This is a genomic window from Gemmatimonadaceae bacterium (assembly GCA_035606695.1).
Classification (GTDB): domain Bacteria; phylum Gemmatimonadota; class Gemmatimonadetes; order Gemmatimonadales; family Gemmatimonadaceae; genus JAQBQB01.
In genome coordinates, this window is record DATNEW010000033.1 from 158,579 (window position 1) to 184,049 (window position 25,471).

Genomic DNA, 25,471 nt, shown 5'->3' on the forward strand with positions numbered 1-25,471 from the left:
CGAACGACTCGAGGCGCCCGCTTCTTCTCGAGGGGGAGATACCATGCGTACGCGGCGCAACGGATCGGTAGTTTCAATCGCTGCCAGGGCGGTACTCGTCGCGGCACTCGGGGTGGGTGTGAGTGGCGCGTGTGGCGCGTGTGCGCGGCCCCAGACGCCGGTACCTCAGCTGCAAACCGGCATCCTGGAGTTCGACAATCAGGCGACGGTGTATGTCGACGTCTATCTCGTGGGCGGCCGAGACATGCAGTGGAGGCTGGGCCGCGTTCCGGCCGGCATGCGCGCGGCGTTGAGAGTTCCTGAATCAGCGATCGATTGGACCGAGGGATTCGTCCAGCTCGCGGTCATTCCCGGCTCACAGACGTCGGCGGAGGCCTGGCGCGATCCACGCGCGATCATCGCGATCGCACAGCCGCTGCCGGAGCTGATGTCGCAGGAGTGGACTGTTCGTCCGCAGGCGGGCGCCGCGCTCGCGCTCCAGGCAACGCGATTACGGTCAGGCCCCCCGTTCTGAGACGCATCACAAAACCCGCATGCGGCCACATGCGTGTTGGCAACCGCGCAAATTCAAATGTGCGAATGTGTTGTGATGCTCATCACAAGCGGGCCGAGCTGGAATCGCTTTTGCGATTGGTACCTGCCGTGCCGATTCGCGAATTCGACGACGCCGATGGCGTAAAGTGGAAGGTCTGGAGCACCATCCCGTACACGACCGGCGTGCTCGGCTCCATGCGGGGAGGGTGGCTTACCTTCGAGTCGCGGGACTTTCGCCTTCGTCTCGTTCCGATTCCCACGGGGTGGGAGGACGCGTCGGTTGCTCGGCTCCGCGGGTATTGTCGTCAGGCGCAGCCCGCCGGTCAGACGCCGATTACGGGCACGCGGCGAATCGAACGGGACGGATCCTAACGCGTCGTACGGGTCGTCGGTGTGGTCGGTGTGATCGGTACCACCGGCGAGGTGCGCGCTCGCCGCATTGCCGGCTCGGCATGTTTCAAGAGCTCTAATAACTGCTCGTCGATCAGTTCTTGCCAGCCGGCGGGAATCGGCGCCACTCGTCGCGTCTCCGCACCCGAGTCGAACGAGAGCCATCCGTCGCGGAATCGCTCACGAACGCTCGGCCGGTCGGCGGAGGTCGTTGGATGCACCTCGAAAGCCGACCAGCGCACGCCGTACTCGTCCTTGACTTCACGGCTTGCGGACGGACCTTCGGCCGGCAACGCCTGCGTTGGGCGCCGCTCGGTCGCGATTCGACGTCTGACGGAGATGGCTTCCTTCGCCGCCTCGTTCGCGATCGCAAGCACTTCTTCGACTCGGATCAGCTCGCCCGTGTTGGCGTGCTCGATGTCGGCGCGACACGCTTCACTGAGCGCCGATTTCAGATTCGCTCGTGCGTCCTCGAAGGTCCGATCGAGTGCTTGGCTGTCGTCTGTTCGCATCGGTTACTCGCAAGATGCGTGAGGCGGACCGATGAGATCCACCTCACAGTTCACATCTATCGGTTCAGCGCGCCTCGTTCACCTTCGATCGATTCAACGAGCGCCGCGCTTCATCTGTCCATTGCAGCGACCATACCAGAATACGGTGAGTCGCGTCACCGTGCGCTCTCCGATTCGGGGGCGCGCGCGAAGTCGTGCACGTGTAAGACTTCCGTAAAAGCTGACATCGGCGGAGTCTCACCGCGCCACGCCGGCTACATTCGACCCAACCAAAAACCGGGGGGGCGGTGCATGTCGCGATCGTTCGTCGGTCTTCTGTTGGGACTCGCGGTGGCTTGCCGTCCAACGCCCGCGCCGTCCACGGCCAGTTCGGCAGTCGGCGTTCGCCCGAGCACATCATGGGCGGCACCATTGTCGCTGGACGCTCGCGTCAGCGACTGGAAGGCGGCGATTCGCGGAGCCACCGACACGACCGAGCGTCTGCTCGGCAGAAAGACGATGACGCAGACGCCGCTCGAAGCCGGAACGGCGAACGTGCTGATCGTCGCCGCGTGGCACCCGCCGCTCGTATCGACCGACTCGCTCGTGGTCGCGGCGCGTGCGTTGACTCCCGTGCGGGAGGTGCTGGCCTACAACGGTTTCATCCGCCGGTACACGTACGACGGCACGCATGTCTCCGGCACGGTGCAGCACGCGGACTCCGCACCGAGACGGTTCGACCGCGTATTCACGGAACCGGTATTCGCGTTCAGTGAAGTCGATCTGCTCGTGCGCGCCGTTCCATTCCGTGAGGGATGGAGCATCGTGGTCCCACTGTTCTCCGAGTCCGACGAGGCGGTCGAGTACGACACGATCACCGTGACCGCGCGCCGTGAGGACGTCTGGGTCGTTCGCTTCGCGGATCCGGCGATCGTGTCCACCTACGATGTGCTGGCCCGGTCGCGCGAGATCGTGGCGATCGACACGGAGCAGCGCCGAACCCGCGCGGTCATCCGATACCGCCCGGAATCGCGGCCCTCCTAGCCGCGAACTCGGGCTTGACAAGCTCCGTACCGGCGACAATACTCATCGAAGACTCTTAGTCGAGCGTCTTTGATGAGCAACGTAATGCCCGTTCTCAAGGGCAACCTGGACATGCTCGTGCTCAAGTCCCTGTCCTGGGGCGACATGCACGGCTTCGAGATCCTCGAGTGGCTCGAGCAGCGCTCCGGCGGGCGGCTCGAGATCGACGACAGCGCCATCTATCAGGCGCTGCATCGCCTCGAGGAACGCGATCTCGTGCATGCCGAGTGGGGCGTGAGCGACAAGAACCGCCGCGTGCGCTTTTATCGTCTCACGCCGGACGGCCGCGCCCAACTCCGCGCCGACGCCTCGCGCTGGACCGAGTACGCCGAAATGCTCATCGACATCATGCGCGGCCAGCGCAACCCGGCCTGACTGGAGCATTCCTCGTGCACCGCCGATTTCGCCGCTTGTTCCGCCACGTTCCCGACCGCGCCGATCGCCTCGAGCGCGAGTGGGACGATGAGATCCAATCGCACATCGCCGGTCGGGTGGAGCAGCTGGTGGCGCGCGGCCTGTCGCCCGATGAGGCGCGGCGCGAAGCACTGCGCCGCTTCGGCGACGTCGACGCCGCGCGGGCGGTCTCCGCCGCGACGGCCACTCGTCGTGCGGCGAGAATTCGCACCCGCGCGCGCCTTGGCGATCTGCGCACCATGGTCGGCGGTCTGCCTCAGGATCTCAAGCTCGGCCTCCGCGCGTTGCGCGCGCATCCGGCGTTTGCCGTGGCGACGATCGCGACACTCGGGCTCGCGATCAGCGCCGCGGTGACCGCGTTCAGCTTCGCCGACGCAATCTTTTTGCGCCCGCTCCCGGCGCCGTCGGCCGATCGAATCGTGCGGGTGTATTTGCCGCGCTCGGATCACCGCGTCACGCAGGTCGGCGAAGCGGGAGCGGGGCTGCTGCGCGCTCGTCGCGACGTGTTCGAGCGCGTCGCCGCGGAGCGGTGCTGCTGGGTGAAATTCGTTCGGGAGCGCGGCTCGCTCGATCAGCGATACGCGGCGTTCGCCTCGTCGGAGTTCTTCCCAATGCTCGGCGTGTCGCCGGCGCTGGGCCGATTCTTCCTCCCGAGCGAGACCTCCCACGACGGCGGCGATCCGGTCGCCATTCTCAGCTATTCGCTCTGGCAGCGCAGGTTCGGCGCCGACCCGCATGTCCTTGGTGAGCATATTCTCATCGCGACGGTCGATTTCACGATCGTCGGCGTCGCTCCGCCCGGCTTCGTCGGTGTGAGCGCCGGTCAGGCGCCGTCCGAGATCTGGCTGCCGTCGACGATGAAGGCGGCGGTTGGGATCGGATGCACGCCGGCACTTCCGTGCAACGACATGGACGTTCTCGCGCGCCTCGCACCCGGTGTGGGCGTCGCGAAAGCCACCGCCGGTCTCGCGAACCTTGGGGCGGCTCTGTCGCGCGTCGCGGTCGGCGACGACAGTGTGCGCCGTCCCGTGGTCCTGCGCGCGTCCGGGGCGCTCGTCGCGACACAGCGTCAGTATTCTTCACTCGCTCGTTTGCTCGGCGCCATCGCCGGCGTGCTGCTGCTCATCGCCTGCGCGAACTTGAGCGGGTTGCTCATCGTTCGGGGCGTGTCGCGCGCGCGCGAGGTCGCGTTGCGCCGTTCGCTCGGCGCGAGTCGCATTCGTATCGTGCAGCAACTCCTCGCCGAAAGCGCGCTGCTCGGTGTCGCTGGCGGCGCGCTCGGGTTGCTGCTCTCGACCTGGAGCGCCAAGCGCCTGATGGCGTTCTTCGTCACCGACAGCGAGGGATTCGAGACGTACTTCCGCATCGGGCTCGACGCGCGAATCGTCTGGTTCGCGCTCGGCATTTCGCTCGGAGCGACACTGCTCTTTGGACTCCTGCCCGCGCTGCTCGGCACTCGGGCGCAACCGTCGGAGGTCCTCAAGTCCGGCACGCCGGGAAGCGGGCGGGCGCGTGCGCGCTACGAGCTCGTGACGATTCAGGTTGCGCTCACATCCACACTTCTTTGCGGGGCGGTGCTGTTGTCGACGAGTTTCGACCGTCTCATTCACGCGCAACGCTTCGACGCCGATCACGTCGCGCTCTTTCGGGTGCGACCCGCCGCCGCGCGGTACGACGCTCCGCGCGCCGAGGCATACGTGCACGCCGTGGCGCAGCGGGTGGCCGCGCTTCCCGGCGTGGAGAACGTGGCATACGCCCGCGGCGTGGGGTTCACGTGGAGCGGGTCGCCCGTCGAGGTCGGCGTAGGTATGGCAGCAGGGGATAGCGCCCGGCGCGTCGAAGGGCATTTCGTATCATCAGGATTCTTTAATACACTGCGCATTCCGGTGATTGAAGGGCGCGAGTTCGACCACCGCGATGCCGCGAACACACCGCTCGTCGCGATGCTGAGCGCATCCCTTGCGAAGCAGCTGTCGCCCGGGTCCGACGTGCTCGGCCGAACCCTGTACGCGCGTGGCAAGGCGTTCCGTGTCGTCGGCGTAGTGCCCGATTATCGAATTCTCATGCATGGCGAGCCGATTCCCCTCGCGGCCTTCTTCGCGTTCGAGCAGAACGGGCTCGGCGAAGAACTGGATGTGCGCTTCGCCGTGCGTGTCCATGGCGATCCAGCCGCCGCGCTACGTACCCTGCGACTTGCCGCGACATCGGTGGACGCCGGTGTCCCGGTGGCCGAGGAGATGACGCTGGCGCACCAGATCGATGCGAGTTATCCGCAGATTCGCCTCGGCCGGGCGGTACTCATCGCGGCCGGAGGGCTCGCGCTCCTCTTGAGCGCGATCGGACTCTACGGAATGATCGCCTTCCTCGTGACGCGGCGGACGCGAGACATCGGCGTCCGCATCGCGCTCGGCGCGCCGCCCGCGCGAGTCGCGCGCGAGTTCGCCGCGGGCGGAATGCGGGCCGTGGTGATCGGGCTCGCGGCCGGCATCGGCGGCGCCTGGATGCTCGGGCATCTGCTCGAGGCGTGGCTGGTTGGCGTCGAGGCCCACGACCTGACGGCGTTCGGCATCGCCGCGTTCGCGGTCGTCGCGGCTGGTGCGATCGCATGCGTCGTCCCGGCGCGGCGCGCGGCGGGAATCGATCCGGCGGTGGCGCTCCGCGCCGAGTGATCGCGAACCGCTAGCGCTCGGACAACTCCGACACGCCGAGATACCGCTGCACGTTCTCAACCGCGCGCCGCAACCCTTCGGCGATCACTTCCGGGGTCACGCCGGCGTTGTGCGGTGTGAGCACGACGTTCGGAAGCAATCGCAGCGCGTTCTCCGCCGGTAGGGGCTCTTCATCGAACACGTCCAGCGCCGCGCCGGCGATTCGTTCATGTTCGAGCGCATCGAGCAGCGCGTCGCGATCGATCAACGCGCCTCGTGCCGTATTCACGAGATACGCAGTCGGTTTGAGTAGCGCGAATTGCGCGCGTCCGAGGATGGCTCTCGTCGCATCGGTCAAGCGAAGATGCAGGCTGACGACGTCCGACTGCGTGAGCAGCTCCTGAAGCGGCACATGCCGAGCGCCGAGCGCCGTCGCGCGACCCCGGTCGGTGCCGGCGGTGGTTACGAGAAGTGTCATGCCGAACGCGCGCGCGAGCTCGGCCACGGCGTGCGCGTTGACGCCGAGTGTATTCGCGACGGTGATCCCGCGGCGCGCACACGCCGCGAGGTCGACGTGGTCGGTGCCCGTACCCCATACGGAGATCATGCGAAGACTCGAACAGGCGCCTCGGCGCTGGTCGCGCTGAGGACTGGTGGAAAATCGTCGGGAACGACGATGGGGCGCGCCGTCACGTCAGCTCGCGGCCGCGAGTCTCCGGAATGCCGGTCCACGCGATTGCGCCGAGCACGGTGACCGAGCCGAGCGCGCCGGCTTGAGTCTTCGTTAAAGACAGATCGCGAATGACATCCGGCTGCGTCAGCGAGAAGAGCATGACGTCGAAGGCGTCGAGACCCCACGCCATGGCCGCCGCGACGAACGCTCGCTTGGCGTCGAGCGTTCCTTCGCGCCACCAGCCGAAGAGGCCGGACGCCGCATCGTCCATCGCCGCCGTTGTTGTCATGGTGAGCGCCAGAACGTAGTACGCCGCTGCCGGTCCGGCTACGGCGCGACATTGCCTCAGCCCGGGCCGTCCGCCACATTGCGAATCCGCACACAACCCATCGCCTTCTACAACCGGCCAAGACCGCACATGCGAGTTGTTCGCCGCGCCCTCGTTGGCGCCCTCGTCATCTCCGCCGCCGCCGCCGTCGGCGCGCAGCAGCCCACCGCTCCCCGTTCGATCGCCTCGCAGACCTCGGGGCTCGAACGTCACGACGGCTTCATCCCGTTCTACTACGATGAGCGTACCGGCAAGCTCCTGTTCGAGGTTGACCGGCTCAATCAGGATTTTCTCTACCTCCCCACGCTCGCCACCGGGCTCGGCTCGGATGCGCTCGGCCTCGATCGCGGCACGACGGGCCCGGAGGCCGTCGTTCGCTTCGAGCGGTTCGGACCGCGCGTGCTGCTCGAGAGCCGCAACCTGCGCTTTCGAGGAACGGGCGACTCGCTCCAGGCATACTCCGTCGAGCAGTCGTTCGCCACGTCGACACTCGCGGCGATGCCGATCGTCGGCGAGGACGGCAACAGGTTGCTGGTCGATGCCACCGACTTTGCGCTTCAGGACGCGATGAACGTCACCGCGACGATTCTGCGGCAGCGACAGGGCACCTATCGCCTCGATCGCAATCGCAGCGCGATCTACCTGCCGCACACGAAAGCGTTTCCCAAGAACACTGAAGTCGAGGCGTTGCTGACCTTCGCGAGCGATGCGCCCGGCCGCGAGGTCGCGCGCCATACGCCGGACGCCGAAGCGCTCACGCTGCGCGAACACTTTTCATTCGTCGAGCTCCCCGACGCGAACTACAAGCCGCGTGCGTTCGATCCGCGCGTGGGCATCTTTGCGCTCACCTTCATCGATTTCTCCCGCCCCTTCACGGAGAAGCCGGAGGTGCGGTGGATTCAGCGCTGGCGTCTCGAGAAGAAGGATCCGTCGGCCGCGATGTCCGAGCCGGTCAAGCCGATCGTCTATTATCTCGACCCGGGCATCCCCGAGCCGTATCGTACCGCGTTCCGCCAGGGCGCCGCATGGTGGACGAAGACATTCGAGGCCGCCGGATTCAAGAACGCCTTTCTCGTCGAGGATCTCCCGCCGGGCGTCGATCCGATGGATGCGCGCTATTCGATTATCCAGTGGGTGCATCGAAGCGACCCGGGCTTCTCCGTCGGCCAGTCATTCACCGACCCGCGCACCGGCGAGATCATCAAGGCGATGCTCAAGATGGACACGTATCGCTCGATCACCGATTACAACATCTTCGCCGGGTTGGCGCCCGCGACGGAGTTCGCGTCCACGGACTGGATGGCATCGCTCGACCCAACGGTCAACGGGACCGAGTTCGCCATGTCGCGCCGCCGCCAGCACGTCGCGCACGAGATCGGCCATACGCTCGGTCTCGCGCACAACTACATCGCGCACGCGTATGGTCGCGCCAGCGTGATGGATTATCCGGGGCCGCTCGTGACGCTGCGACCAAACGGCACGCTCGACGTTTCGCACGCGTGGGTGACGGGCACGGGAGCCTACGACACGCTCGCGATCCGCTTCGCCTATACACAGTACCCGAACGCGCAAGCCGAGCGGGCAGGGCAGGAGGCGCTCGCGCGTCAGGCAATCGCCGGTGGCGCGCGCTTTCTCACCGATCGCGATGCCTCGGCGGGCGTGATCCCCGAGGTGACGCGCTGGTTGAACGGGACCGACGCGGTGAAGGAGCTCGCTCGCGAGAGCGCGGTGCGTGACGTGCTCATTTCAAAGTTCAATGAATCCGTCATAGCGCCCGGCGAGCCGATGTGGATGCTCAACGAGCGTTTCGTGCCCGTGTACCTGCACCATCGGTACGCGATCGAAGCGGCGACGAAGGCCATTGGCGGCATGGAGTACACCTTCGCGCTGCGCGGCGATGGACAGACGCCGGCGAGCGTGCTCGCGCCGGCGAAGCAGCGCGAGGCGCTGCGCGAGCTGATCGCGACGATCCAGCCGAAGGCCCTCGCGGTGCCGGAGCGTATCGTGAAGATGATTCCGCCGTCGCCGAACGGCTTCAGCGGCGGGTGGGGATTCGCGACGACGCCGGCGGGCATCGTGTACGATCCGCTCGCGGTCGCGCGCTCGTTGGCGAGCAACGTGGCCGACGGAATTCTGCAGCCCGACCGCATCGAGCGCGTGATCGCGTTTCATGCGCGCGACGCGGCGTCGCCCTCGGCCGACGAGGTGATCGGGCAGTTGATCGCGGGCGTGTATACGAACGCCGCGGCGGCGACAGCATACGAGCGCGGCGTTCGCCGGCAGGCGAGGCGCGCAGTCGTCGACGCGCTGTTCGCGCTGACGACCGACCAACAGTCGACGGCCGACGTACGCTCCGCGGCGGATGATCAGTTGAATCGCCTTGCGATGCGACTCTCTTCCGCGCCGAGCGACGACGCAGACGATCGTTCAGCGAATGCGGAAGTCGTGCGCGACGTGCGGAACTGGTTGGATCGCCGGATTGCGCCGCCGAAGCCGACCGGGGTGATTGCGCTGCCGCCGGGCACGCCGATCGGATGATGCCGTAACGTCCCTTGACCTTCGTGCGCGACCGCGCCATCTTCTCCCCTAACCTGGTGGAGGGAGTACGGCGTGGCCCGCGACACGAGCGACCTGCTGCACGGCACCCTGGACCTCCTTGTGCTCAGGGCAATCTCCTGGGGGCCGATGCATGGCTACGCCGTCAGCAAGTGGATCGAAGCGCGAACCGGTGAGGAGCTCCAGGTCGTCGACTCCGCGCTCTACAAGGCGCTGCACCGCCTTGAAGACAGCGGCGCCATCGCGGCCAAGTGGGGCGTCTCCGAGAACAATCGCCGGGCGAAGTACTACTCGCTGACCGCGCGCGGCCGCCAGATGATGCGCGCCGAGATCGCGACGTGGAAACGGTACGTCGCGGCGGTGACCGGTGTGATCGAGACCGGCTGAACGGCATGTTCAAGTTTACTCATCGGTTGCCGAACGGCGTGCGCGGGATCTTCCGGCTTCCCTCGAGCCGCATCAGGCTGCTGGAAGACATGAACGATGAGATGCGCTTTCATGTCGAGATGCGCGTGGCCGAGCTGCGCGCCGCGGGCCTCGACGAACGCGACGCTGAGGCCGAGGCGCTTCGGCGATTTGGCGATCCCGCGGAGTTTCGCGAGTATGCCGCGCGGCGGTCCGCACGGCTCAATCGGCGTCAGCGCATCGTGGCGTGGATGCACCAAGGTGTACAAGACGCACGCTACGCCGTCCGTCAGTTCCGGCGAAATCCCGCGTTCGCGGCGCTCGCCGTCCTCACGGTCGCGTTGGGCATTGGGGCGAACACGGCGATGTTCAGCATCGTCCATCACGTGCTGCTCGATCCGCTGCCGTTCGACGACGGAAACCGGATCGTGGTGTTCGGCACGGGGCCCGAGCGCGAAATCGATAGAAGGTTTCAGTTCCAGTTCAATGTGCCGGCATCGGCGATTCGCCGGCTCGAGGCGCAGTCGCGCGCCGTGACGGAAGTGTCCGAAGTGGCGGACGGTGATGCGGTGCTGGATGCCGATGCACATGCGGATACCGTGAATGGGGCGGCGATCAGTGTATCGTTCCTTCCGATGCTTCGCGTCCACGTCGCAATCGGGCGCGCGTTCAACGACGGCGATACCCGTCTCGACAGCCCGCCTGTCGCATTGATCGCCTACGGAGTGTGGCAACAGCGCTTCGGCGGAGATCGCTCCGCGCTCGGCAAGATCATCACGGTGAACGGGCTGGCTCGAACGATTGTCGGCGTGACGCCGCCCGATCTGAACATTCCAATTCTCTCACGCGGTCGGCCGCCCGACGTCTGGACTCCGCTCGCGCTCGACGCGACCGGTGGCGTTCCACTGGTGTTCGCGAGGCTCACCGCCGGTGCGACGTCGGCGTCGGCCGCGCGCGAGCTGCAGTCGTTCCTTGCCCAGGCGCCGGAGTTCGTCACCTATAAGGGGCTTCAGGTCTATGCGTCGACCGCACTCGACTCGGTCGATCCCGGCGCGCGGCGCGCGATCGAAATTCTCTTCGTGACGGTGTGCGGGCTCCTGCTCATCGCGTGCGCCAACCTCGCGAATCTCCTGTTCATGCGCGGCTGGACGCGCCAACGCGAGCTCGCCGTCCGTCGCGCGCTCGGCGCGGGGCGCGCGCGGCTCATGCGGCAGCTGCTCACCGAGAGCCTCGCGCTGTCGCTGTTGGGGGGAGGGGCCGGTCTCCTGGTGGCCTGGGTCGGTCTCCGACTGTCTCACGGCTCGGAGTACACGGCGGGCGCGCACATCGACCGCGCGGTCATGGCTGGGCGCTGATCCTTTCCATCGTCACCGGCTTGGTCTTCGGCGTCGGACCTGCGCTGTGCTCGGCGGCCGGCTCGGTTGGAGATTCATTGCGCAACGGTGCACGGAGTATCGCCGGACATGCCGCGGCGCGCCGAATGCGTGGCGCGCTGGTCGTGAGCGAGATCGCGCTCTCGCTCAGTTTCCTCATCGCAGCGGCGTTGCTCATCCGATCGTTCATCGCGCTCGAGCGCACGCCGATCGGCTACGATCCGCGCGGGCTCGTCGCGGCGCAGGTGCGGCTCGCGCATGAACCGCCCGCACCGGCTCGCGTGGCGTGGGAGCGTGACATCGCCCGCGCGCTGCGAGCGGCGCCGAGCGTCGCGGAAGTAGCGATCGGACCGCAGCCCCAAACCGAAGTGCGGATGGGACCGTTCGCCATCGACGGTTCCGCGGGCCCCGAGACTGTGGACTTGAGTATTTGTGAAATGCCGTTCGTGGAACCGTCGTACTTCGGCGTGGCTCGCATTGCGCTCGTCGAGGGGCGAACCTTTGGGTCACTCACCGACGCCGGAACGTCGCAAGAGCTCATCGTCAATCAATCGCTGGCCCGGCGGCTCTGGCCGAATCGAAATCCACTTGGCGCGCGGCTGCGCGTGGGTGACGGGGCGAAAGGGAAGTGGTTGACGGTCGTCGGCGTTGCGCACGATCTCCATCTCGTGGGAACGAGCGGCGATCTGTTCAACTTGCAGATGTACCGCCCGGTGAGCGCCGACGCGGACTTCGAAAGAACGATGCTCGTGCGCGCACGCGGAGCGCGCGGATCGCTCGCCGCGCTCGAGCCGTCACTCGCGCGAGCCGTCGAGCAGGCGGGTGTCGGAGCGACACTGGAGCGCGTGGTGTCGATCGAGTCGACGATCGACAATCGCGTGCTCGCGCGCCCGCGGCGCGCGCTCGTGGTGTTCGCGATGTTCGCGATCGTCGCGCTGGCGCTGTCGGCGGCGGGACTATACGGCGTGATCGCGTATGCCGTCGCGCAACGAACTCGGGAGATCGGGGTACGTGTAGCGCTCGGGGCGGATCCGGCCGCGGTGGCTCGGCTCATCCTCGGCGATAGCGGGCGGCTCGTCGCCGCCGGCGGTGCGTTGGGGCTGCTCATCGCGTATGTGGCGACGCGCGCGGTGAGCGCGTTTCTCTACGCGGTCGCGCCGACCGATCCAATGGCGTTTCTTGGCGCCACGCTGTTGCTGTTCGTCGTCGCTCTCGTAGCGGCAGTTGCGCCGATGCGGCGCGCGTTGAGGATTGATCCGTGTGAGGCGCTTCGTGCGGATTGATCGCCCTTTCGAGGAGGCTATCATGTTTCGTTTCGCTCTCGTCTTCCTGGCGGCCCCCATCATCGCGGCCGGCGCGCAGGGGGTGAGTGGTTCAGCGGTGCGCGTCGAGGTTTCGGCGGATGGGTACCGCGTTCAACCCGCGGCGGACTCGGCGCGCGCGGCGAACGGCGGCGAACGCGCTCCCGCGGCCATCACCGGCGCCGGCAAGTTTACGTACGCGTTGGCGTCGGGCGATGAAGTGACCATCGCCGCGACGACAGCCAACGGCCGCGTTCACGTCGAAGTGAAGGACGAAACGAGTGTCCTTGGACTCGCCGACGCGCATACCGTGACGATCCGCAATCGGAATGGTGTGATCAGCTTCGAGGTGCAGCGAATGGGCGCTCTGCACTTCAAATATGGTACGATCTTCTAGAGCTGCATCATCTCATTCCGCCCGCAACGCCACCAACGGGTCGCTGTGTCCGGCACGCCGCGCTGGCAGGTAACACGCGACGGCGGCGACGGCGAGGATGACGCCCGCCACTCCGACATACACGGATATGTCCGTCGGCGTGACTTCATATAACAGTGACCGAAGCGCGGCTCCCGCTCCGAGCGAGACGAGAAGCCCAGTGCCGAGGCCCGCAAGCACCAACGTGAGTCCCTCGCCGACGACGACGCGAGCCAAGGCGGCGGGCCGCGCACCGATCGCGGCACGAATTCCGAATTCACGGCGGCGGCTCGCGACGTACAGGGACATCACGCCGTACAATCCGCATGCGGCGAGAAGCACGGCGAGCAGCGCAAAGCCGGACAGCAGAAGCTCCATCATTCGCTGCGTCGCGAGCGAGCTCGCGATCGCCGCGGTGACGGCGTGCGGATTATCGATCGGCACGCCGGCGTCGACGGTCGCGATACGCTGCCGCACCGCGCGCACCACGGCCGCCTGTTCGTCATCCGATCGCACGACGAGCGTCGGACGGCTACCCCCATATTGCGCGTACGGGAAGTACGTGTGTGCGCGCGGTGCGTCGGCGACGCCTTCATCCCGAATACTTCCGACCACGCCGACGATCGTCCGCCACGCGGTATCGCCCGTCATGCGGATGCGCTTACCGATTGCATCGGACGGGCTCCAATAGCGGGACACCAGCGCTCTGTCGACGATGACCACCGACGGCGCGTTGTCGCGATCGGCCGCGGTGAAGTCACGTCCCGCGAGCATGGGGATGTCGAGCGTTCGGAACAGCCCGGGGCTTACGGAATACTGCAGGGTCAACTCGCTTGGCGCGTTCGGTGCGACCGTCTGTCCTTCGACGATGAAGCCGTCGCTGTTCACGTCGTTGACATACATCGCGGGAAACATGACGGCCGCGTTGCGCACCCCGCGCAAGGATGACGTGGCACGAACGGCCTCGTCGACAAAGACGTATGACCGGGGCTTGTTGGCCATGGCATATCGCTGAGGCGGCAGGGGCATGGTGAACGCCATGACGTGACGCGCGTCGAATCCAAGATCGGTTGTGACGAGACGACGAAAGCTCTTCAGCATGAGCCCCGCGCCGATCAGCAACACGAACGAAAGCGCGACTTGCCCGGCGATCAGCAGCTTGTTCGTGACCCGCGCGCCACGGCTGGCAGACGATTTTTGGCCGGCAAGGACGCCCCCTAGCGCGCCGGGTTCGGACGACAGGGAAGGAACGAGACCAAAGAGGATGCCTGACACGACGCTCGCCGCAGCGGCGAACAGCATCACGCGCCAGTCAACGCCGATCTCCTCCATGCGGGGAAGCGATGCCAATCCGGAATGCGTGAACGTTCTCACGAGTCCGTACGCCGCGACGCCGCCGAGTGCACCGCCGAGCACGGCGAGCACGAAGCCTTCCGTCAGTGTCTGACCGATGATGCGACCGCGCGACGCGCCGAGCGCGGCCCGAACCGCCACCTCGTGGCGCCTCCCCAGACGCCGCGTTCCGAGCAGCGTCACAACGTTCGCGATGGCGATGAGCAGGATCAGTAGGACGCCCGCCTGCAAGACCAGCAAGGGTCGCGCGACACTGCCCGCGATCGCGGTGCGCAGCGGTGTTACCACGACGTGGAGACGGGTACGCTCAGGCGGCGTACCGGAGAGGACGTCCGGCGAGCTGCGCGCCCAGTTCCACAGGGCGAGCGTTGCCTCATGCGATGCCTGGTCCGCCGACACGCCGCCGCGCAAGCGCCCGAGCCCGGTCAGGAAATTCGGGTGGGCGCGAGTGGGGTCGAGTCCAAGCGGAATGTAGACTTCGACGTCGGGTTTCGGAAACGCGAACTCCTTGGGCATGATGCCGACAATGCGCCGGGGCTGACCGCTGAGATCCATGCGTTGCCCAAGGGCGCTCGGCGATCCGGCGAAGCGCGATTGCCAGAAGTCATATGAGAGAACGACAACCGCGTCGCCGCCGGTATGATCATCGTCGCGCCCGATCACGCGGCCGAGCAGCGGGTGCACGCCGAGCAGTGTGAAGAAGTCCCCGGTGACGACTTCGGCGATCACGCGATCGGCGGTTCCGTTCACGTCGAGCGTCAACCCGGTGCGAGCGTGCGCCGCGAACGACTCGAAGCTCGTCAGCCCGAGATAGGTCGCTGTGTTCTGCTGGGAGAGCGTCCAGCGGTCGAGCTTCTTCTCGGGGAACGACTGCACGACTTCGACGAGCCGATCGGGTTGGCGGAACGGCAATGGTCGCAGGACGATGTCGTCGACGAGCGTGAACATGGCGGTGGCGGTGGCGATCCCGAGCGCCAGCGTCGCGATCACGACGCCGGCGAAGACTGGACGCCGGGCCAACGAGCGCACGGCGAAGCGCACATCCTGGAAGGCGGTCTCGACGAGCAGGGCAGGCATGGCGCGCATCTCCGTGAGCGATGATGGTCGATTCGACAATCGCGATGCCCGCAAGGTTGAACGTCGTTTCGGACGGCGTCCCGACGAATTCGGCCAGATGAATCAGAACGGCGGCTGGCCCGATGAGGCCAGCCGCCGTTGCGATGTACCTCCAGCCGAACCGGATCGCTTACCGGATCGGACTCCCTTTCTCCGTCTGCGGCAGCCCGTCAGCCATCCATTTGGGCATCGGCGCGCCCATCAGATAGTGATCGAAGTACTGCTTCATCCGGATGGCGAAGTCCTTTTGATCGGCGCGATCGGTGAGGTTGTGGGGCTGGCCGGGATACGACAGGAAGATCACCTGCTTGCCCTGCTCCCGCGCGGCGTTAAAGAATTGTAATCCCTCGACGTAGTCGACCGCGTTGTCGTCGCCGCCCTGCAGGATCATGAACGGCGTGCGGATGTTCTTCACGTGGAAGATCGGCGACTGATCCTCGAACATCTTCGTGTTCGTCCACGGATCGACGCCGACGCCCAAGCGCACCTGGCCGACGGTCGTGATGCCTTGCTGCACGGTGCCGGTGCTCTTGTACAACTCACCGTAGAAGCTCGTGAGGTTGGTCGGCGGCGCGCCGGTCACGACGGCCGCGAACATGTCGGTTTGCGTCACGATGTACGACGATTGATATCCGCCCCAGCTGTGGCCGTGCAGTCCGATGTGCTTCGGATCGGCATAGCCCAACGCGATCGCCTGCTTCACCGCGCTCGTAATGCAATCCACCGCCGACGTGCCCGGCTTGCCGATCTCGTAGACGACGTCGGGCTGGAGCACCGCATAGCCGTTGCTCGCGTACATCGAGATCTGCGGGGCGTCGGCATACCCGGGCATCGGGAAATTGTGATGCGTGTTCGACATGATCTCGTAGAACTCGACGAGCATCGGGTACTGCTTGCCCGGCTGATAATTCGCGGGCAGCGTGAGCGTCGCCTGAAGCGGGTGCCCGAACCGATCCTTGTAGTCGATGAGCACCTTCTTGCTGGCCCAGGCAAATCCCGCGAGGATGGGATTGGCGTCGGTCACGCGCGCGGGAGACGCGAACGTGCCCGTCGTCGACCAATAATCGGGGAATTCGTTGAAGTCCTGCTCCGTGTACACGATGCGATCGGCGTCCGCCGCCTTCATCGCACCGCCGACGTTCTTGTCCTCCCACACGAGCGCATGTGGCGCCTGTCCAACGCTCACTTGCCAGTAGCCGAACTTCTTCGAGCGAACGCCGTACGCCGAGAGCGTTACGGGTTTGGCGAGATCGACGCGTTCGGTGTCAGGGGCGATGCCGCCGCCACCAAAGCCGCCGCCGCCTCCACGCCCGCCACGCGCGCCGGCGGCCAGCTGCACGACGCGGAACTGAATTCCCTGCGCGCGACCCACGCCGCCGGTGAGATTCATTGCCTTGGTGCCGTCGAGCGGCACCTGCCAGACGTCGAACTTGTCGTAGAGCAGAATTGCCTTGCCGTCTCTTGTCCAGCCGCCGACGCCCCAGAGCGGGAGCTCGTACGCGTGGTCGTCGTCCTCGTTCACATACGACTTGGTCGCCAGACCGCTGGCATCGAGCGTTACGTTCGAGCCGCTCTCGAGATTGAACGCGTGGACTTGCTTGTTCTTTAAATAGACAAACCACCGCGAGTCGGGTGAGGTGCCGTACGTGCGCGACAGCGATTTGTCGATGAGCGTGCGAGCCCCCGTCGCGACGTCGACGCGATAGAGGTCCGCCCGGTTCGCGCCCCACGCCACCTCGCCGCGATACGCCCCATCATCTCGGCCCACTGCCAACGTGCCGTCAGCCGTTGGCGCGACCGTGCGCATCGAGTCGTTGCCAAGCTCAACGAGCTTGTGGGTAGCGACGGTGATGGCCGCCGGAAGCGTCGCGCGGCGGAGCTGCTGGATCTGCACCACCTGCACCGACTGCGGCATCTGATCCTTCCAGTGCCAGATGTCGACGTTCGCCTTGTTGGAGTCGGCGGCGACGACCTGCGGCTCTTGCGCCTTGATGCCGACGAACACGCGGGCTCCGTCCGGACTCCAGCGCGGCGCGCTGTATTCGCTCAGCACCATGTCCTTCGGGAACGACGGATCCTTCGACGGATCGTACGTGAAGGCCGCGCCGTTCGACTTGACACCCGTCCACGCGAGCAGCGCATTCGCTTTCTGTTTCATACCGGGCACACTGTCGCCCCGCAGCACGGCGAGATTGTCGCGGTCGTCGCTCCAGGCGAGCTGGGCGAAATCGGACGATCCGGTGTTCAGCGCCCGCGTCTCGCCGGTCGCGGGATCGAGAAGATAGATGCCGTTGCCGAGGCGGTCCGGCGCCTCGACGGTGAAGGCCAATAGCGTTCCTGAATTATCGAACTCGAAATCGGCGACATTGCCGATGTTCCGCACCGCGCCCGAGGTCATGTCGCGGACCACGAGGTCGGACGGCGCGGCGGCGCCGCCGCCACCACCACCGCGTCCGCCGCGACCGCCGGCCGGCACCGCGGCGGCCGTCGCGGGCGCTCCCTCACGGCCAAGCTTGACCGCCAGCCACCGCGAGCCTTTCGCGAACTTCCACGACGCCGCGCCAGGGATGGCCACTTTCTCGCCAGTGCCGAGATTCAACAACTCTAAATGTGCCGCGGGGCCGCTCGGCGCCGCGCCTGCTGGGGCGCCCGCGCCGTTACGGCCGCCGCGACCCGCCCCGCGCCCCGCCGCACGCTGCGGCGTCACGAGGTACGCCGCCCAGCGAGAGTCGTCGGAGAAGGACGGTGCATTCCCGCCGCCCGCTCCGCCGCGACCACCGCCCGCCGCGTCGCCGCCGGGGCCGACGACCGTCGCGTAATCCGGCCCCCCGTCGAGCGACTTGACGTGCAGCATCGCCTGACCACCCTCGTTCGGCGAGTAGGTGAACGTCATCCACGTGCCGTCGCGCGAGAGTGCCGGCGACGCGATGCGATTCCATTCCGCGAAGTCCTCGAGCTCGAGGACCTTTCGGTCCTTCGCCGTCGCACCGGCCTGTACGACGCGCGGCGTCGTAGTTGGGCGCGATTGGGCGTGAACGCTCGCGAACGGCAAGGCTGGCAAGGCGACGGCAGCTGCGGCAACCGCGGCCAGCAGCGAGAATGACGGTGGTGAGAGGCGAGACCGGCGAGGCATGAGCCGTACTCCAGAGGAGGGAGAGTGCTACCAAGTACCACGCCCAATCTGGCACACGTACCGCTGGGCTGCTACATCGCGCGCCGCGCCCGCATTACTGCCTACTCGACCCGCAACGCCACGATTGGATCGACCGCCGTCGCCCGGCGTGCCGGCACGAAGCACGCGAGCGCCACCACGAACGCCAGCGTTCCGATTACGCCGAGCAGAATGACCGGATTGAACGCGCCGGCGCCGAACGTGAGGTCCGGCGCATCGGGCATCGCGATGAGCGACCGTAGCACCAACGACACGCCGATTGCGCCGGCCACGCCGGCCACCGACCCGATCGCCACCGGCCGGAGCGTTCGCCGCATCACGAGTGACACAACTTCCGACCCGCGCGCGCCGAGCGCGATGCGCACTCCGATCTCGCGCGTGCGTCGCGTCACGATGTTCGAGATCACGCCGTAGATCCCGATGCAGGCGAGTGCGAGTCCCGACAGCGCCAGCGCCAGCGCGACCGTACCCGGCGCTTCGGCCATCAATCGCTGCAACGCCATCGGGCCGCCGACCATCGTCATGATGTGTGTGTTGGCCTCGGCCGTTGGCGACACGGCGCTGATCGCCACGCGCACGGCATTGATCGCCGACGACGGGGTGCCTCGCGTGCGGACGAGGTATGCGCCGTACGGGCCGGTGAAGTTGTACGGGAAATAGATCGTCGCGCCGTTCTCGCGTGACAGATAATCAGAACGAAAGTCGGGAACCACACCCACGACGGTGTACGTCGCGGTCGTGTCGGGTCCCGATGCGACGGTGCCCGGCGGCACGGTCTTGCCGATTGGGTCCTCTCCCGGCCATTGTCTCCGCGCCATGGCGTCGTTCACGATCATCACGTGTGCGTCGGTCCGAACTTCGTCGGCGGTGAACGATCGCCCGCGCGCGAGCGCCACGCCCATCACGTCGAAGTAGGACTCGGCGACGTGATTGACGGACACGCTGACACTGCCCGCCCGGTTCGTGAAGGTGCGTGTCTCGGTGCCATCGAGTGGAATGCGCTTCGTCCACACGACGCCGCGCACCATCGGCAGCGCCGCGAGCCGCCGCTGCAACTCGGCGCGATCCGCTTCGCGGCGCTCGGACGGTACGGATCGACCGTCCATGAATACGATCAGTTGATGCGCCGTATCGAATCCGGGATCAATGCGCGGCGCGCGCCGCATGCCGGCGAGCAGGAGTCCGGACGCGGCGAGCAGAATCGTGCAGGCGGCAATCTGCACGCCGAGCAGGACATTTCTGCCGCCCCACAGCGCAGCCGTCGCGGTCGAGGTGCCGCCGGCGCGCAGCACGGCGTTCGCGTCGCCGCGCGCCGAGCGTATAGCCGGCCAGAGCCCCACGGCGAGTCCGATCGCGACCGAGAGGGCGACTGTGTACAGCGTAACGCGCCAGTCGACGCTCAGGTCGAGGAACACGTTGACCAAGCCGCCGCTGATCGACGACATCGTCGCGAAGATCCAGTCGCGAAGCCAGTTGGCCGCGTCGCGCGAGACGAGCAGGCCGAGGGCGCCGCCACATACGGCCAGGAGCACACTTTCGCTCGCGAGCTGCCGCGCAATGCGTTCTCGGCTCGCTCCCAGGGCGAGCCGCACCGCGATCTCGCGCTCGCGCGCGGCGTTCCGGGCAGCGAACAGGTTGATCAGGTTGACGATGGCGATGCACAGAATGAGGGCGAGCGCCACCATGAACGCCGCGCTGACTTGTTTAAAGACTTCGAATTCGCCGCCGTCGGCCTGGAAGAACGTCGCGTGCGTTGCGACGAGCGCGAGCGGCTTTCCGACACTGTCCGGAATGCCGGCGCCCAGCGATTGGAGCTCAGCGTTGGCCTGCGCCAGGGAAGCGCCGGCGGCGAGCCGCGCGATGATCTGCCAGTGCGGACGACCGTCATAGCGCCAGTCGCTCCCGACGAGCGCGGGAAGGGAAGACGTGGGCAGCCAGACGTCCGGCGCGGTCGCGGGGATGCCCGTTCCCGCGAAGCGTTCGCCGGCGATTCCGACGATGGTGAACACCCGGTCGTGGATCGTGATGCGTTGTCCGACCACGTGCGGATCCGCATGCATCGTTCTCGACCAGAATCCGTGATCGAGCACGGCCACCGCGTCTTCGCCTTGACCGAACCACCGTCCCGCGAATGTCTCCGGCCCCAGGGAATGAGCAAAGTTTGACGAGGCGAATCGCGCATTGACGATCGTGGCCTCTTCGGTCGGGCGGCCGGGCAGTGTCGCGATGAGAGCTTGCGGCGCCGTCACGAGCGTGACCGACGTCATCGTCCGCGACCGGCGGTCGAGCACGTCGTAGGCAGCGTACGGCAACTCTGCGAGCGAGCTGACGCCCGCATTCTCGACGATGCGAACGATGTTGCCCGGATCGCGCGCGGGGAGAGGCTTCAGGACGACCGCGTCGTAGAACGTGAATGCCGTGGCGTTCAGTGCGACGCCGATCGCGATGGTGGCGATCGCGACGATCGCGAACACCGGTGTGTGCGCGAGTTGTCGCGCGACGTATCGCAGATCCTGCCCGAATCCATCGAGCCAGTGCCATCCCCATGCGTCGCGGGCCGCGCTTTCGATGCGTGTGGCATTGCCAAACTGTCTGCGCGCGGCGAGCGACGCGTCGGTGGTGCTGAGCGTTGCACTCGTCTCACCTCCGTGCTCGAGCAGTTGTTGCGCGCGGAGGTCGACGTGCAACGCCATCTCGTCGCGCAGTTCGCGTGCGATGCGCCGCCGCCGGAAAGGAAACGTGAGCCGGGACCATACCTCGTGGAGTGTCATGGCAGCCTCATGTGGGCTGAATGATGAGCGTGACGGCCGCGGCCACGCGGGTATAGGAGGCGATTTCGCGGTCGAGCTGCTTCTTGCCGGCCGGGGTCAGGCGGTAATACCGCGCGCGCCGCCGCTCGGGCGTATGGCCCCACTCGCCGGCGATCCATCCTTTGATGAGCATGCGCTGCAGGGCGGGATAGAGCGATCCCTCCTCGACGTGCAGCACGGATCGCGAGCGCTGATGAATGGCTTGGGCGATCTCGAACCCGTGCAGCTGGTTCGCGCCGGCGCGGGCGAGCGTCTTGAGGATGAGCATGTCGAGCGTCCCCGGCGGGATGGGCTCACGTTCGATGGCGGCGCGGGATGTTGACATAGATTGTCTATGTTATGACCATGACATTCTATGTCATGGGCCGCGGCTGTCAAGAGTCCGGACGCCTCGACAGACCACCGCGCCCCCGTTGCCCGGGATTGGGGGCGAATGTGACAAACTCTTCCGCGCCCGACCTCTTGAGGAGCGCGCGTCCATCTCCGAGAATTCACCTTCGGGAGTCACCTCGATCGGATCGCCGCATACCCAGGAGCGCCGATGCTTCCACCCGACACGCCGTCGCCGCCCGGAACCGAGTTCTGGGCGAACAATCCCGCACGCTGGCTCGCCGCGATCGTCGACTCGTCGGACGACGCCATCATCGGCAAGACGCTCGACAGCGTCATCCGCAGCTGGAACGGCGGCGCCACGCGCGTGTTCGGCTACACCGCGGAAGAAGCGCGGGGCCAATCGGTGCTCATCCTCATTCCCCCCGATCGGCAGTATGAGGAGACCGAGATCGTCGCACGCCTGTCGCGGGGCGAGCGGATCGACCATTTCGAAACGGTGCGCATGAGAAAGGACGGCACGCTCATCGACGTGTCGCTCAGCGTGTCGCCGATTCGTGACGACCAGGGCAACATCGTCGGCGCCGCGAAGATCGCGCGTGACGTCACCGAGTCGAATCGCCTGCGCCGCGCCGAGCGCGAACTGTCGGAGCTTTTGCAGGAGCAAGCCGCCGAGCTCGAGCAGCAGATCGAGGAGGCGCAGTCCCTTCAGGAAGAGCTCGAGCAGACGAACGACGAGCTGCATCAGTCGCTCGAGACCTCACGCGTCGCGCAGCAGCATGCCGAACAGGCCAATCGCGCGAAGAGCGTGTTCCTGGCGACGATGAGTCACGAGCTTCGAACCCCGCTCAATGCGATCGCCGGCTACGTCGACTTGCTCGATCTGGGCATCCGCGGCGAGTTGAGTCAGCCACAGCGCGCGGACCTGGCGCGCATCAAGCAGAACCAGGAGACGCTGCTGCGGCTCATCGAGGATGTGCTCGATCTCGCGAAGCTCGAGTCGGGCCGAATCGAGTTTCGCATCTGCGACGTGAAGATCGACGAGGTCCTTCGCACGCTCGAAACCTTCGTCGCGCCGTCGCTGCAGAAAAAGGGCCTGGCGTACGCCTTCGAGCCGTGCGGCGACGGCGTGGTCGCGAGAGCGGACCGTCACAAGGTCGAGCAGATCATGCTCAACCTCCTCTCGAACGCGGTGAAGTTCACCGAGCGTGGGCGAATCGCCGTGCGATGTATGACGCGCGATCACACGGTGGAGATCGAGGTCGCGGACACCGGCACCGGCATTCGGCGCGACTTGCTCGACAAGATCTTCGAGCCCTTCGTGCAGGGCGATCAAGAGCTCACGCGATCGGCCGAGGGAACGGGACTCGGCCTGTCGATCAGCCGGCAGCTCGCGCGCGGCATGGGCGGGGACGTGCTCGCGTCGAGTGAATACGGCGCCGGCTCGACATTCACGCTCGTGCTCCCGAAAGCCAAAGCGGGAGCGGCGACCGGCTGATTCGCGTCAGCTGATTCGCGTTGGCTGATTCGCGTCAGCTGATTCGCGTTGGGAGAACGCCCGACAGCGGGGTCGCGATGCACGTGGCGATCATCCACGACATGCATACTTCTCCTGCTTCTCCTGTCGTTCGCAAGTCCGGCCATCCCGTGATCATCCAGGGCGGCATGGGCATCGGCGTCTCGAATTGGGTGCTCGCGCGCACGGTGTCTCGTCTTGGCCAACTCGGCGTCGTCTCCGGAACGGCCGTCGACACCCTGCTCGTTCGCCGCCTGCAGGATGGCGACGCAGGAGGCCACATGCGCCGCGCGATAGAACAATTCCCAATCGCCTCCATCGCAGAGCTGGTGCTGAGCCGCTACTTCCTGGCGAACGGCCGAGGCGATGCGCCGTACAGGCTGCTCCCCATGTACAAACAGTCGGTGAGTATCGCGCGGCAGCGCATAAGCATGCTCGCCAGCTTCGTCGAAGTGTGGCTCGCGAAGGAAGGGCACGACGGTCCCGTCGGAATCAATCTGTTGACGAGAGTGCAGATGCCGAACCTCGCGTTGTTGTACGGCGCGATGCTCGCCGGTGTGGACGTCGTGATCATGGGTGCGGGAATTCCGCGAGAGATTCCCGGTGTGCTCGACGCGTTGGCCGAGCATCACCCGGCAAAGCTCAAGCTCGACGTCGATGGACTCTCGCCGAGCGAGACGGAGTGGTTGACGTTCGACCCGCGGCAGCACTGGTCGGAGATTCCCGCTGATTTGCGACGGCCACAATTTCTGGCCGTCGTCTCCGCGCACTCGCTCGCGGTCTCGCTCGCGCGAAAATCGAGCGGACGCGTTGATGGCTTCATCGTCGAACGACCGACCGCGGGAGGCCACAACGCGCCGCCACGCGGCGACGTGCGCGTGAACGAACGCGGTGAGCCGATCTACGGCGAGCGCGACGAGGTCGACCTCGAAAAAATGCGTGAGCTCGGGTTGCCATTCTGGCTCGCCGGCGGTACGGGTTCACCGAAGGGATTGGATGCGGCGCTCGCGGCGGGAGCGACGGGAATTCAAGTCGGGACGTTGTTCGCATACTCTGAAGAATCCGGGGTGACGCCGGAGCTCAAGCGTCGCGTGCTCGATGGCGTGCGCGCCAACGCCGTCCGCGTCGTCACCGATCCGCGCGCATCGCCGACGGGATATCCATTCAAGGTCGTGGAAGTCGACGGTGCGGCGTTCCAGGATGAAACGCGCCGACGCGTCTGCGATCTGGGGTATTTGCGCACCGGGTATCGGCTTCCATCCGGGAAGCTCGGCTACCGTTGTCCCGCCGAGCCGGTCGCCGACTATCTCGCAAAGGGAGGCGATCTTGCCGACACGGCGGGCCGCCGATGTCTGTGCAACGGCCTCACCGCCAATGTCGGGAAACCGCAGCAGCGTGAGAGCGAGGGCGAAGAGCGCCCACTCCTGACGAGCGGTGACGACCTCATGTCGCTCGGTGAATTTCTGGGACAGAGAACACGCTACGGCGCTGAGGACGTCCTGCACTATCTGCTCGGCACGCCGGCGGCTCGTCCGGCGTAGCTCATGTGATCCGACATTGGCCCAACGTCCAATGTCCCCTCTCTCCGTTCGGTGGCACATCACGTCGTGCCCGCCAGTGAACGTCTGTCGCACCCGTTCGGGGGAGATTCATGTCGCGTCGCGCCCGCCTTGGCGCTTGGCTCCGGCTCATGTCGTCGACGGTGGTTTGGGCCGCGATCGCGATGCTCAGCGCGGTCGCGCACGACGCGCGCGCAGCGAGTGCAGCGGATGCAAGAAACGGCACGAACGCGCAGGGTCCGGTGACGGCGACGATCGCCGGACGGATTCTGGACGAGCATGGGCGGGGACTCCCCAACATCGAGGTGATCGCGTCCAATCGGGCGACGGGCAGCACCATGCGCGCGACCTCTCGCGCCGACGGTCGATACCTGATCAGCGGATTGGAGATCGGCGGTCCGTACGCTGTCACAGGGCGGCGCGTCGGACTCCAGAGCAGCGCGAAGACGGGCATCTACCTGAGCCTGGGCCAGCGATTCGAGATCGACATCGTGATGGCGGCGCGCACGGTGTCGCTTCCATCCGTGGAAACGCGCGCGACACGCGACCGCGTGCTCTCGCGCAGGCACACCGGCATCGAGACGCTGCTCCCGGACTCGCTAATTCATCAAGTTCCGTTGATTAATCGAGATCTCTACGATCTCATTCGACTCGTGCCGCAGATGTCGACGGGATTCGCCGTGACGCCGTCCGGCGCCGGCCCGCGCACGAACAGCATTCGCATCGATGGCGTCAGCGACGAGGTGCCGTCCAGCAATCTCGCCGCGGGGGCTCTCTACGGCGGCAAAGTCATTCCGCTCGACGCCGTGAAGGAATACGAGGTGTCGGTGTCGCCGTTCGACGTCCGGCAGGGCAGCTTCGCCGGCGCCGGTGTGAACGTCGTTACGCGCGGCGGGACCAACGAGCTCCAGGGCAGTGCATTCGGATACGGCACCAACGAGCGACTCGGACCGAACGTGCCGTTCGTTCGGCGCGCGCGCTATCAGAAAGAGCAGTTCGGTGCG

Annotated in this window: 19 protein-coding genes and 1 pseudogene; 13 read left to right on the forward strand and 7 right to left on the reverse strand. The window is 66.3% G+C overall.

The window, feature by feature from the left end:
* The first annotated feature begins 43 nt into the window (after nucleotides 1-43).
* Entirely contained in the window at nucleotides 44-514 is a 471-nt protein-coding gene (locus VN706_18335; GenBank protein ID HXT17606.1) for a hypothetical protein, read from the forward strand.
* A 128-nt stretch (nucleotides 515-642) separates the two neighbouring features.
* Nucleotides 643-906 (forward strand): hypothetical protein, encoded by a 264-nt coding sequence (locus VN706_18340; GenBank protein ID HXT17607.1) that lies wholly within the window; start codon nucleotides 643-645, stop codon nucleotides 904-906.
* On the opposite strand, the gene VN706_18345 is transcribed toward VN706_18340, so the two are convergent.
* Nucleotides 903-1,436, reverse strand: coding sequence for a hypothetical protein (locus VN706_18345; GenBank protein HXT17608.1), 534 nt, complete (start codon nucleotides 1,434-1,436; stop codon nucleotides 903-905). The genes VN706_18340 and VN706_18345 overlap by 4 nt on opposite strands.
* A 411-nt stretch (nucleotides 1,437-1,847) precedes the next feature.
* Here VN706_18345 and VN706_18350 point away from each other — a divergent pair, with 411 nt between their 5' ends.
* From VN706_18350 to VN706_18360, 3 genes are all read left to right on the forward strand, one after another.
* Nucleotides 1,848-2,459 (forward strand): hypothetical protein, encoded by a 612-nt coding sequence (locus VN706_18350; GenBank protein ID HXT17609.1) that lies wholly within the window; start codon nucleotides 1,848-1,850, stop codon nucleotides 2,457-2,459.
* A gap of 84 nt (nucleotides 2,460-2,543) precedes the next feature.
* Nucleotides 2,544-2,873 (forward strand): PadR family transcriptional regulator, encoded by a 330-nt coding sequence (locus VN706_18355; protein ID HXT17610.1) that lies wholly within the window; start codon nucleotides 2,544-2,546, stop codon nucleotides 2,871-2,873.
* 14 nt (nucleotides 2,874-2,887) lie between these two features.
* Nucleotides 2,888-5,581 (forward strand): ADOP family duplicated permease, encoded by a 2,694-nt coding sequence (locus VN706_18360; GenBank protein ID HXT17611.1) that lies wholly within the window; start codon nucleotides 2,888-2,890, stop codon nucleotides 5,579-5,581.
* 10 nt (nucleotides 5,582-5,591) lie between these two features.
* Here the strand turns inward: VN706_18360 and VN706_18365 are convergent.
* Nucleotides 5,592-6,173: pseudogene (locus VN706_18365) on the reverse strand (NAD(P)-dependent oxidoreductase).
* A gap of 76 nt (nucleotides 6,174-6,249) precedes the next feature.
* On the reverse strand, nucleotides 6,250-6,522 hold the full coding sequence (locus VN706_18370) for a hypothetical protein (GenBank protein HXT17612.1): 273 nt from the start codon (nucleotides 6,520-6,522) through the stop codon (nucleotides 6,250-6,252).
* A 129-nt stretch (nucleotides 6,523-6,651) separates the two neighbouring features.
* Between VN706_18370 and VN706_18375 the strand changes: the two genes are divergently transcribed.
* From VN706_18375 to VN706_18395, 5 genes are all read left to right on the forward strand, one after another.
* Nucleotides 6,652-9,099: a zinc-dependent metalloprotease gene (locus tag VN706_18375; protein ID HXT17613.1), complete on the forward strand. Its 2,448-nt coding sequence runs from the start codon at nucleotides 6,652-6,654 to the stop codon at nucleotides 9,097-9,099.
* Nucleotides 9,100-9,171: 72 nt separating this feature from the next.
* Nucleotides 9,172-9,504: a PadR family transcriptional regulator gene (locus VN706_18380; protein ID HXT17614.1), complete on the forward strand. Its 333-nt coding sequence runs from the start codon at nucleotides 9,172-9,174 to the stop codon at nucleotides 9,502-9,504.
* Between the two features lie 5 nt (nucleotides 9,505-9,509).
* Complete coding sequence (locus VN706_18385) at nucleotides 9,510-10,877, forward strand: ABC transporter permease (GenBank protein ID HXT17615.1); 1,368 nt, start codon at nucleotides 9,510-9,512, stop codon at nucleotides 10,875-10,877.
* A 125-nt stretch (nucleotides 10,878-11,002) separates the two neighbouring features.
* Complete coding sequence (locus VN706_18390) at nucleotides 11,003-12,178, forward strand: FtsX-like permease family protein (GenBank protein HXT17616.1); 1,176 nt, start codon at nucleotides 11,003-11,005, stop codon at nucleotides 12,176-12,178.
* Nucleotides 12,179-12,200: 22 nt separating this feature from the next.
* The gene (locus VN706_18395; protein HXT17617.1) at nucleotides 12,201-12,593 is read left to right on the forward strand and encodes a hypothetical protein; all 393 of its coding nucleotides are present in this window, start codon (nucleotides 12,201-12,203) and stop codon (nucleotides 12,591-12,593) included.
* Nucleotides 12,594-12,605: 12 nt separating this feature from the next.
* Here the strand turns inward: VN706_18395 and VN706_18400 are convergent, their stop codons facing one another.
* The 4 genes from VN706_18400 to VN706_18415 all read right to left on the reverse strand — a co-directional run bounded on the left by VN706_18400 (nucleotide 12,606) and on the right by VN706_18415 (nucleotide 21,387).
* Nucleotides 12,606-15,041: an ABC transporter permease gene (locus VN706_18400; protein HXT17618.1), complete on the reverse strand. Its 2,436-nt coding sequence runs from the start codon at nucleotides 15,039-15,041 to the stop codon at nucleotides 12,606-12,608.
* A 169-nt stretch (nucleotides 15,042-15,210) separates the two neighbouring features.
* Nucleotides 15,211-18,213 (reverse strand): prolyl oligopeptidase family serine peptidase, encoded by a 3,003-nt coding sequence (locus VN706_18405; GenBank protein HXT17619.1) that lies wholly within the window; start codon nucleotides 18,211-18,213, stop codon nucleotides 15,211-15,213.
* Between the two features lie 101 nt (nucleotides 18,214-18,314).
* Nucleotides 18,315-21,023: an ADOP family duplicated permease gene (locus tag VN706_18410; protein HXT17620.1), complete on the reverse strand. Its 2,709-nt coding sequence runs from the start codon at nucleotides 21,021-21,023 to the stop codon at nucleotides 18,315-18,317.
* 7 nt (nucleotides 21,024-21,030) lie between these two features.
* Nucleotides 21,031-21,387 carry a PadR family transcriptional regulator gene (locus VN706_18415; GenBank protein HXT17621.1) on the reverse strand — a complete coding sequence of 119 codons (357 nt, stop codon included), beginning with the start codon at nucleotides 21,385-21,387 and terminating at the stop codon, nucleotides 21,031-21,033.
* Nucleotides 21,388-21,603: 216 nt separating this feature from the next.
* Between VN706_18415 and VN706_18420 the strand changes: the two genes are divergently transcribed.
* The 3 genes from VN706_18420 to VN706_18430 all read left to right on the forward strand — a co-directional run.
* A complete protein-coding gene (locus tag VN706_18420) occupies nucleotides 21,604-22,890 on the forward strand; it encodes an ATP-binding protein (GenBank protein HXT17622.1) in 1,287 nt (428 codons plus the stop codon).
* Nucleotides 22,891-22,910: 20 nt separating this feature from the next.
* Nucleotides 22,911-24,449 (forward strand): nitronate monooxygenase, encoded by a 1,539-nt coding sequence (locus VN706_18425; GenBank protein HXT17623.1) that lies wholly within the window; start codon nucleotides 22,911-22,913, stop codon nucleotides 24,447-24,449.
* Between the two features lie 110 nt (nucleotides 24,450-24,559).
* Nucleotides 24,560-25,471 (forward strand): TonB-dependent receptor (locus VN706_18430; GenBank protein ID HXT17624.1); only part of this gene is annotated, 912 nt, incomplete at its 3' end.

Bases quoted from the DNA above. Each gene is read 5' to 3' on its own strand.
- VN706_18405 (HXT17619.1), bottom strand. From the start codon at position 18,213: ATGCCTCGCCGGTCTCGCCTCTCACCACCGTCATTCTCGCTGCTGGCC.
- VN706_18345 (HXT17608.1), bottom strand. From the start codon at position 1,436: ATGCGAACAGACGACAGCCAAGCACTCGATCGGACCTTCGAGGACGCA.
- VN706_18410 (HXT17620.1), bottom strand. From the start codon at position 21,023: ATGACACTCCACGAGGTATGGTCCCGGCTCACGTTTCCTTTCCGGCGG.
- VN706_18420 (HXT17622.1), top strand. From the start codon at position 21,604: ATGCTTCCACCCGACACGCCGTCGCCGCCCGGAACCGAGTTCTGGGCG.
- VN706_18355 (HXT17610.1), top strand. From the start codon at position 2,544: ATGCCCGTTCTCAAGGGCAACCTGGACATGCTCGTGCTCAAGTCCCTG.
- VN706_18390 (HXT17616.1), top strand. From the start codon at position 11,003: ATGCGTGGCGCGCTGGTCGTGAGCGAGATCGCGCTCTCGCTCAGTTTC.
- VN706_18400 (HXT17618.1), bottom strand. From the start codon at position 15,041: ATGCCTGCCCTGCTCGTCGAGACCGCCTTCCAGGATGTGCGCTTCGCC.
- VN706_18385 (HXT17615.1), top strand. From the start codon at position 9,510: ATGTTCAAGTTTACTCATCGGTTGCCGAACGGCGTGCGCGGGATCTTC.
- VN706_18370 (HXT17612.1), bottom strand. From the start codon at position 6,522: ATGACAACAACGGCGGCGATGGACGATGCGGCGTCCGGCCTCTTCGGC.
- VN706_18395 (HXT17617.1), top strand. From the start codon at position 12,201: ATGTTTCGTTTCGCTCTCGTCTTCCTGGCGGCCCCCATCATCGCGGCC.
- VN706_18375 (HXT17613.1), top strand. From the start codon at position 6,652: ATGCGAGTTGTTCGCCGCGCCCTCGTTGGCGCCCTCGTCATCTCCGCC.
- VN706_18335 (HXT17606.1), top strand. From the start codon at position 44: ATGCGTACGCGGCGCAACGGATCGGTAGTTTCAATCGCTGCCAGGGCG.
- VN706_18415 (HXT17621.1), bottom strand. From the start codon at position 21,387: ATGTCAACATCCCGCGCCGCCATCGAACGTGAGCCCATCCCGCCGGGG.